General features: G+C 61.2%; 7 protein-coding genes and 1 pseudogene. 1 reads left to right on the top strand and 7 read right to left on the bottom strand.

Annotated elements, in window-relative coordinates; translation table 11 throughout:
* Positions 1–16: 16 nt before the first annotated feature.
* Positions 17–418, bottom strand: coding sequence for a TraB/GumN family protein (locus G113_RS17080; protein ID WP_005907737.1), 402 nt, complete (start codon positions 416–418; stop codon positions 17–19).
* A 93-nt stretch (positions 419–511) separates the two neighbouring features.
* Here G113_RS17080 and G113_RS17075 point away from each other — a divergent pair, with 93 nt between their 5' ends.
* Positions 512–844 carry a DUF1904 family protein gene (locus G113_RS17075; RefSeq protein ID WP_005907735.1) on the top strand — a complete coding sequence of 111 codons (333 nt, stop codon included), beginning with the start codon at positions 512–514 and terminating at the stop codon, positions 842–844.
* 81 nt (positions 845–925) lie between these two features.
* Here the strand turns inward: G113_RS17075 and G113_RS17070 are convergent, their stop codons facing one another.
* From G113_RS17070 to G113_RS22010, 6 genes and pseudogenes are all read right to left on the bottom strand, one after another.
* Positions 926–1,753: an SDR family oxidoreductase gene (locus G113_RS17070; RefSeq protein ID WP_005907734.1), complete on the bottom strand. Its 828-nt coding sequence runs from the start codon at positions 1,751–1,753 to the stop codon at positions 926–928.
* 97 nt (positions 1,754–1,850) lie between these two features.
* On the bottom strand, positions 1,851–3,254 hold the full coding sequence (locus G113_RS17065) for an OprD family outer membrane porin (protein WP_005907733.1): 1,404 nt from the start codon (positions 3,252–3,254) through the stop codon (positions 1,851–1,853).
* Positions 3,255–3,751: 497 nt separating this feature from the next.
* Positions 3,752–5,680, bottom strand: a complete 1,929-nt coding sequence (locus G113_RS17060; RefSeq protein WP_040319351.1) for a methyl-accepting chemotaxis protein — start codon at positions 5,678–5,680, stop codon at positions 3,752–3,754.
* A 71-nt stretch (positions 5,681–5,751) separates the two neighbouring features.
* Positions 5,752–6,645, bottom strand: a complete 894-nt coding sequence (locus tag G113_RS17055; protein WP_005907731.1) for a DMT family transporter — start codon at positions 6,643–6,645, stop codon at positions 5,752–5,754.
* A gap of 148 nt (positions 6,646–6,793) precedes the next feature.
* Positions 6,794–7,840: a GntP family permease gene (locus G113_RS17050; RefSeq protein ID WP_269077648.1), complete on the bottom strand. Its 1,047-nt coding sequence runs from the start codon at positions 7,838–7,840 to the stop codon at positions 6,794–6,796.
* A gap of 109 nt (positions 7,841–7,949) precedes the next feature.
* Positions 7,950–8,297: pseudogene (locus tag G113_RS22010) on the bottom strand (GntT/GntP/DsdX family permease); the annotation flags it as partial.
* Between the last annotated feature and the right edge of the window lie 89 nt (positions 8,298–8,386).

Genomic DNA, 8,386 nt, shown 5'->3' with positions numbered 1-8,386 from the left:
CGAGGGCGCGTCTGGGTCAGGGTGATGGCGGCGAAACCACGGGTTGCAGACCATCCAGACTCCCATCGGGCAGACCCAGCTGTTTGGCCGCTGCCAAGGTGCGTCGATAGAGCGCCGCATCTATCTGGCTGGCCAGGGTCTGGCCGCCTGGCAGGCGGGTCAGACCCGCCATCTGTTGCCATTCGCTGCTCGGGATATTCTGCATGTCTACCTCGACGACCAGGGCCCGGCTCTGGGCCCAGGCGCGCTCTATGCTGGTCGGCAGGGGATAGATGCTCGCCTCGGCGGCATGGATGGAGCCGAGCAGCCAGAACTGCTGATCTCCCTTGCTCAGCTGATAGAAGGCGGGTTCGGCCAGCAGCCGGGTCGGCAGCAGCAGCCAGAAGAGCAGGGGCAGTAGCAAGCGGGGGGCGGGCATGGAACTCCTTAACTGTGGGCAGTTTGCACATGATTCATGGGATGGCTTGGGTCTATGATAAGGCCTCATCATCATCAGCCAAGAGGTTTTCCCATGCCCCATCTGCGTTTTCGTGCCGTCGACATCGAGACAGTCCAAGGGATCAGTACCCAGCTCGTTGCCGACCTCTGCACCCTGACCGGCGGCAAGCCGGAGTTTGTCACCCTGGAATGCCTGGCCAGTCCTTTCGTTCGAGATGGCGTGCTGGAGAGGGGTAATCCCTTCGTCGAACTGATCTGGTTTGCCCGTCCGCAAGCACAGCAAGATGAGGCGGCGGCGCTCATCACCCGCCATCTCAAACAGGCACTGGGGGAGCAGACCTATGTGGTGGTGCAGGTGCTGCCCATCGACAAGTCAGCCTACTACAGCAACGGTGAACATTACTGAGCGTTTCACTGTGCTGAGCCGCCCCCCTCCCGTTTATCCACTGGTTATGGCCTGTTTCTTTCTACCCCAGGCTGACGGATATCAAGCGGATTTGGCGAGCAGGGCATCGAGCCAGCGACTCGGCAACAGGCGGCGCAAGATGGCAAACACCTTGGTCGGCAACGTGACCCCGTAACGATGCCTGGGACGCCGGCTGGTGAGCGCATGGAGCAGCGGCGGGACGCAGGCCTCGCTTGGCAGGGTGAAGCGCCCACTTGGTCCCTCTTTCTCCAACCTGGCGAGGGTCAGGCGATAGTTCGCTTCGTGACGGCTCTGAGCCGAGCCCAGGTGGTGCAAGAACGCGGCGCGGGCGTTGGCACGAAAACGGGTGTCGATGGGGCCCGGCTCTATCAGGCTGACCGCGACGCCGCTGCCCCTGAGTTCGAGGCGCAGGGTGTCGGTATAACCTTCCAGGGCAAACTTGCTGGCGTTATAGGCGCCGCGATATTTCATGGCAACCAGCCCCAGCACTGAGCTGTTTTGCACGATGCGACCCTCACCTGCGGCCAGCATGCTTGGCAGCACCTGGCGAATGAGATGATGCCAGCCGAACAGATTTGTCTCGAACTGCGCGCGTAGCGCACTGGTCGGCAGATCTTCGATGGCGCCGGGCTGGCCGTAGGCGCCGTTGTTGAACAAGCCATAGAGGCGGCCACCGGCCAGTTGCAACGCCTCGCGGGCGCCAGCCTCTATGCTGGCCTCATCATTGAGATCCAGCTGCACCGCCAGCAGACCTTCTCTCTGCAAGCGTGTCACGTCTTCGAGACGTCTGGCCGAGGCGATGGCCGTTAACCCAGCCGCGGCCAGTGCCCGGGCGGCGGCCAGGCCTATGCCGCTGGAGCAGCCGGTGATCAGCACAAAACGGGGCATGGCACTCTCCTTGAGTATGGGGAGGGGCCATAGTAGCGTGCAGCCCCCAAAAACAAAACCGGGCCAATTGGCCCGGTTTTTCTTTATCGTCAGCAGCTTACAGAATGGTAAACGGCATGATGATGTGGAACTTGACGTCATGCTCTGAGGTGAACATGTTCGGGTAGTACCAGCTGCCCTTCTCGTCTTGTTCGTTGTTGTAATCGGTGTAATGCAGTTTGAACAGGGTGCCTTTCAGCTTGCCGTCTTGCACTGTGTACATGACGTCGAAGTTGGCTGCCCACTCTTTGCCGTCTTCATCCAGGCTCTTGTCGCCATTCTGAGCACCCCAGCCATAAGCACCGGAGACACCGACGGTCCAGCCAGGGGCACCGACCAGGTCATCCAGGGAGCGAGTCACACCGGCAAACAGGGCGATCTCGCCGTTTTCGTTCCAGTCGGAGCGGGAATCCCACCAAATCTCGTTCGCACCCTGGGAGTTGGCGTAGCCAGTGGTCAGACGGGGCAGGTAGTTACCCAGGTCACCATCAGCCTTGGTGTAGAGACCCTCGGCGCGGAAGCCGTAAGGACCCATGGCCCAGCTGGCGGTCAGCGCTTGTTGCCATGCCAGACCGTCGTAGTCGTCGTTGTCGGTGTTGGAACCATAGAACTGGTAGCTGGTGTTCAGGCCACCCAGTACGTCAAACTTGTGGGCCAGCTTGAAGTGGTAGCTGTCCATGTAGCCTTGGGATTGACCGAAGGAGCCAGTGACCGCGGTGCCGCCCTCGAAGGTGTAGCGCGCGGCCAGACCGTGGATGTAGTCGATGCTGTTTTCGTCATTGAAGGCGACATCGCTGCCCGCATACATGGTCTTCTTGGAGAAACCAGCGGTCTCCTTGAACCAGGGAGCCTTGTATTCATCGGCGATGGCGTAGGTCAGGTAGAGGCCACCGAAGTTACCCTCGATCTGGCCACCACGGTAGGTACCGGGTTGATAGGACCAGTTGACGCCCAGGATACCCGGTACGTACAGCTGGGTCAGACCACCCTTGGCGGTGATGGCACCGTCCATGAAGCGCAGTTTCAGCGCCGCGTTGGAGAGGCTGAAGCCACCCTCGGGTACGCCGTCCATCTTGTCGCCCCACTTGGTGCCGATGAAGGAGAATTCGTTCTCCTCGTTGACGCCGTTGCTTTCGTCGACCGACAGGTCATAGGCACCAAAACCACCCACATCGATACCGACCACATCCCAAGCATGGCCGGAGTTGTAGTTCAGGGAAATCTGGGAGGTGGCGTGTGCCAGGTTCTCGTGGTATTTGCCGTCACCGGCGCCTTCTTTACGGACGCGATCACGCTGGAAGTAGAAGAGGCCACCGTTGAGTTTGCCTTCTTCATAGAATTTGCTGGCAGCCGCTTTGTAGGCAGGGCTGACTTCATCGGCAGCCAATGCCAAACCGGGGGAGAGCAGTGCGGCGATGACCGCAGTACTCAAGGCAGCACGCTTGAAGATCACTTTTTCCATTTGAAATTGCTCCTGATTATATGGACTTAGCTTTTTATCCGGCGATCAGGCATCAAGCCGCCGCACGGTTTTGGCATTGCAATCAAGACCCCGAAGGGCAAAAAAAGACGTTTCTCTCGCTGTTCTGCCTCGATGTCTTGGTTCATCAATCGCGAACAGTGCTTGGCTCTGTACAAGTTTTATTTTTTGTGCACCGACCTTGGCGAATCGGATAAAGCAAGAGTACGTTCGCGGAGCGAAATATCAATTAAAAGTTCCTGCCAAGTTTCAAAAACATGACAGAGTGCAAATAATTTTGTCATTAGTGAGAAAGTCGTTAAGCCTGCGTTATGACTGGAAGAGAACGCTTTCATTTGTAATTGGCTTGCCTTGGCTCGGTGGGGGACCGCTTGCGCCGAACTTTCTATGTTAACTACTATTTAACAGTTAATTTTGTGCCGCAAAAAAAGCTCGCGCGAGGCGAGCTGAATGACATGGCCAGCGCTGACGCCGGTTATTCAGGGCTGATGGCCGAGGATCTTGGGGATTTGCCGTGCCTGATGCTGCATATGCCCCGAGACTTGCACCGACAATTGACTGACCTGGTGGGCATGCTGACTGATCTTGCCAATCAGCGCCGCGAAGGTGGCGAGCTTGCGCTCCTGGCTTTTGGCGTTATCAGCCCCCTGCAGGGCGATGACGGCCGTGCTGCGTGCCATGTCCCGTACCTGCTGGGTGGTCTGGCGCAGCTGCTCGGCCTGCAGTCGTTGCTGGGCCGACTCGCGATGAATGCGGCCAAGGACTGAGGTGATCTGTTCTCCCGATCCGGTGAGGCGCTGCAATATCTCGGTGATCTGGCCAAGGGATCGCTGGGTGTCGCCTGAGAGGTGGCGCACCTCGTCGGCCACCACGGCAAACCCGCGGCCATGTTCCCCTGCTCGCGCCGCCTCGATGGCGGCATTGAGGGCCAGCAGGTTGGTCTGCTGGGCGATATGGCCAATCACATCGACGATGGCGGTGACGTCATCGACAGATCGACGCAGTTCGGCCAGGGCATCCCCACTCTCATGGATAGCCTGGCCGGTCAGTTCAGTCGCCTGCAACATCCCCCCCACCAGCTGTTCACTGTCTGTCATCGACTGCTCGTTGTGCTGGGCATGCAGGGCGATATCGGCGGCCACCTGATGTACCTCACTGGCGAGCTGGTTCAATTCGTTCATCATCAGCTCCCCTTCGCCCACCGCCTGCTCAGTGGTATGAGTGCTCTGGTGGATGTCCTGAACCTGGCTGACCATGTCCTGCAAACTGAGGGAGACCTCCTCGAGCTGTCCCTCTTTGTGTTCTTGTTCCAGCTGCTTGTGGGCGAGCAGCCGGTTGTAACTCGCCACAATGTCGGCCAGTTCGTTACGTTCAGTGCCCTGATGCAAGGGATCGGCCAGACCGGTCTGCTCGAGCTGGGCGAAGGCGGCGCGCAGCCGATGCAGTGGATTGACTATCCAGCGTCGCTGACACCAGGCAAACAGCAGCGCCGTCAGTACCAGGGCGAGGGCCAGGCTGCCAAGCACGGTTGCCAGATGACGACTGACCTGCTGGCGCTCGGCGCCGAGGGCATCTCCCATTTGGGTCAAGGCCGTGAGCATCTTGTCGAGATCCCGATTGACCGCCTGCCGGGCCGTCTCTTGCCGGGCCAGGGCCTGCTGGCTGTTGGTCAGCTCCTGAGGGTAGCGGCGCAGCAGGCTCTGCAACTCATTGCGGGGCTGCTGGCCGAGATCGCGCCGTTCCACCTCGCCGAGGGTGAATTCGTCTTCGGCGGGGGCGGGCTCGAGCAGGCCCAGCAGCGGCAGGGTCGCGAGCCGATCGGCCTGGCGGCTCAGGCTGGCGAGCTCAAACTGCAGGGCCTCCAATTGCTGGGCACTGCCCTGGGTCATGTATTGCTGGCGCAGATGAATGAGGTGGGGCAGGGCAGCGAGAATGTCAGTGGCACCCTGGCGATAATCGGCGGCGCTCGGGGCATCGCTGCCCTGGCCGTAGCGCAGCAGCGTCTTGGCCTGTTCGGTCAGCTCGCGTTCGGCATTTTGCAGCAACCCCTGACTGTTGCCTGACAGCTTGCCGGCGGCGAGATAGTCGCTCGCTATCTTCTTGCCCATTAGTTCAAGCTCGGCTCTGAGGGGCGTGGTCTGCGGGCTATCCAGGTGATCCAGCTGATTGATGGCCTGACGCCGCGCCCCTTCGGCACTGGCGAGACGCACCGGGTCACCGCTGGCGAGATAGTCACGCAGTGCCCCTTGCAGCGTGCTGGTGAGCCGCTGCTGCAAACGATCGTGTTGATGCTGATTGGCTTCGCTCAGCTTGAGTTGGTGCCAGCCATAGCCGAGGGCTGTGCTGAGCACGCAGGCGAGCAAGATCAAGATAAGTGCTGCGAGGGAGGAGTAACGGGAGATATTCACCAAAAGAGTCCTGCTTAAACGACGAACGGCGTCAGCTTAAGCAGGCTTGATGGCACTTTGATGACAAGGGATCAGGAGGTTGCGTCGGGCAAAGGCGTCGCCTGTTTGACCTGGCTTGCCTTCATGCCGAGCAGGGCTCCCCCCAGGATCAGCGTGCCGGCCAGCATGTGGCGCAGGGTCAGCTCTTCGCCATTGAGCCAGACCAGCAACAGGGTGCTGAGCAGTGGCGTCAGGTAGGAGAGGGCGCCGATGCGGCGGGGATCCCCGTCCCGCAGTGCCAGATACCAGGTGACGAAGGCTGCGCCCATAGGCCCCAGGGCCAGGCCTATGATGAGGGCCCAGTCACCGGCCGGTATGGTCGTCAGGGGCAGGGGGCCCTCCAGCCACCAGGCCGTCAGCAGGGCGAGCAGACCTGCGGGCAGGCAGGCTGCTGCCACCATCACCGCCGGGGCGGCGGGCAGGCGCCGTGACAATACCGAATAGCCGCCCCAGATGATGGCGGCGCCCAGGGCCAGCAGATAGCCGGGCAGATAAGCATATTGCAGTTGCAGCTCGCCATTGACCATCACCAGCACGCTGCCAGCCAGCCCCAGCAGTCCCGCCAGCAGGTGGTGGCCTTGCAGGGGATGGCCGGGTAGCAACAGCGGGGTGAACAGTATGATGAACAGCGGCCACAGATAGTTGATGAGATTGGCTTCAAGCACGGGGGCGTGGCGAAAGCTCATAAACAGCAGCAGGTGATAGAGGAGCAGCGCCGTGATGGTGACCAGCCAGGTGACGGGGCTGGCGCGCCACTGGCGCCAGAACGGCAAGGCGCCTGCACCGCAGAAAAAGAGCACCAAGCCTACCAGCACCAGGGGAGAGACGCTGCTCACCCGGGAGGTGAGTGCGGCCAGGGAGGCCCACAGCAAGATGGTGAGCAAGGCAAAACCGGTGGAGCGATCGCGCAGGGGCGAACCAGACATCTTCCAATCCTTGTGAGAGAAGCCAGAGAGGGGGCCAGTCTAGCAGACGGGCCCCCTCTCTCCTATGCCTGCCGACCTTGGGTCGGGCAGGCTTTTTCATCCATTCATTCGTCGGTCTGTGATGCCCGGCAAGTTACCCGAACCTGGCTCAAGGTTGACGCACCGGCGCCGGGCCAGGCAACCCCAGCGGCTGGCGACGCACCCCCCAGATGATGAGGGCCAGCACCAGCAAGGGCAGCACGGGGTCGAACCAGGTGCCCCCCGAGCCGAACAGCAGGTTGAGCAGGGCGACCCCGGTTCCGCCTATGGCCCAGGCGATGGTGGTCGGGATGGACCAGACGATCATCTGTTGTTTCACGTCCGAGATGCCCATCATGCGGTTCACGACCCAGAACAGGCTGTCGTTGAAGTAACCGAAGAAGAGGGATCCCATGGTCGCGGCCTGGGCGGCGAGCAGCATGTTGACCCCGGGGATCTGCGCCAGTATGGGGGCCGAGATGGAGGCCGCGGTCACCATGGCGACCGTGCCTGAACCCTGGATGAGCCGCACCAGAGTGGCGACGATGAAGGGGATCAGAATGGGGGAGATGGGCAGCCCCGCTATCTGCTCGGCGAGCTGGTTGCCGGCCCCGCTGTCGCGCAATACGGCACCCAGGGCGCCACCGGCACCGGTGACCAGCAGTATGATGCCCGCGGACTGCAGACCCTCTTCGAGACGCTCGGCGGTGGCGTGACGATCCAGGTGCGGCACTAGGGTATAGACGGCCAGCAAGACGCTGATGGCCAGCGCGATGATGGGGGTACCGATGAAGCCGATTCCTTGCACCAGCGGGTTGCTGCTCAGGGATTCAAACCCTTCGAAGGTGGCCAGAGTGGTAAGCATCGCCTTGCAGAAGATGAGGACGATGGGCACCAGGATCGGCAGCAGGGAGAGGGTCAGGCTTGGCAGCACTTTGCCCTCTTTCTCCTTGAGGTACTGCTCATAGGTCACCTGCAGCTCGTCCTGGCTCTTTATCGCCTGCTGGCCAAACTCCGGGTACTTTTTGTCGAGCCACTGGGCGTAGAGGACGATGCCGATGACGCAAGGCACCGCCAGGCACATGCCGGTCAGCAGCATGGCGCCAATGTCGACCCCGAACAGACCCGCCACCCCGAGCGGACCCGGTGTGGGGGGTACGGTATGGTGAGTTACCACCAGACCACCGGCCAGGGCCACCCCCAGCGTCAGCAGGGAGCGTTTGCCACTCTTCGGCCAGCGCCTTGGCCACCGGGAACAGAATGACGAAGGCGGAATCGACGAAGATGGGGATGCTGACGATATAGCCAGTGATGGCCAGCGCCCACTCTTCCCGTCGTTTACCGAGCCACTTGATGAAGCTGTAGGCGATCTGTTCGGCCGCTCCCGACACCTCGAGCAGGCGACCCATCATGACCCCGAGGCCGATGACGATGCCGATGCTGCCGAGGGTGGAGCCAAAGCCCTGGGTGATGACGGTGAGGGTCTTGTCGATGCTCATGCCGCCGGTGACCCCGGCGATGCAGGCCGCGGCCAGCATGGCGATCAGGGCGTGAACCCGGGTGCGCAGCACCAGGAAGACCAGGGCAAATACCGCGATGATGAGCCCTATGATGGGGGTAGGTATATCGATCATGATGCCTCCTGCATGTCATGGGTGATAAAGCTGTCGATGATGTCGGCGAACGTCCTGTCCGCACGAAGCCAAGCTCGCTGGCGCGGGCA

This window comes from Aeromonas molluscorum 848 (assembly GCF_000388115.1).
GTDB classification, from domain to species: Bacteria; Pseudomonadota; Gammaproteobacteria; order Enterobacterales; family Aeromonadaceae; genus Aeromonas; species Aeromonas molluscorum.
Note: the sequence above shows the minus strand (reverse complement) of the source record. Positions and strands in the feature narration are given on the sequence as shown.

Excerpts from the sequence above, each read along its gene's own strand:
- G113_RS17065 (WP_005907733.1), bottom strand. The coding sequence starts at position 3,254 with ATGGAAAAAGTGATCTTCAAGCGTGCTGCCTTGAGTACTGCGGTCATC.
- G113_RS17075 (WP_005907735.1), top strand. The coding sequence starts at position 512 with ATGCCCCATCTGCGTTTTCGTGCCGTCGACATCGAGACAGTCCAAGGG.
- G113_RS17070 (WP_005907734.1), bottom strand. The coding sequence starts at position 1,753 with ATGCCCCGTTTTGTGCTGATCACCGGCTGCTCCAGCGGCATAGGCCTG.
- G113_RS17080 (WP_005907737.1), bottom strand. The coding sequence starts at position 418 with ATGCCCGCCCCCCGCTTGCTACTGCCCCTGCTCTTCTGGCTGCTGCTG.
- G113_RS17055 (WP_005907731.1), bottom strand. The coding sequence starts at position 6,645 with ATGTCTGGTTCGCCCCTGCGCGATCGCTCCACCGGTTTTGCCTTGCTC.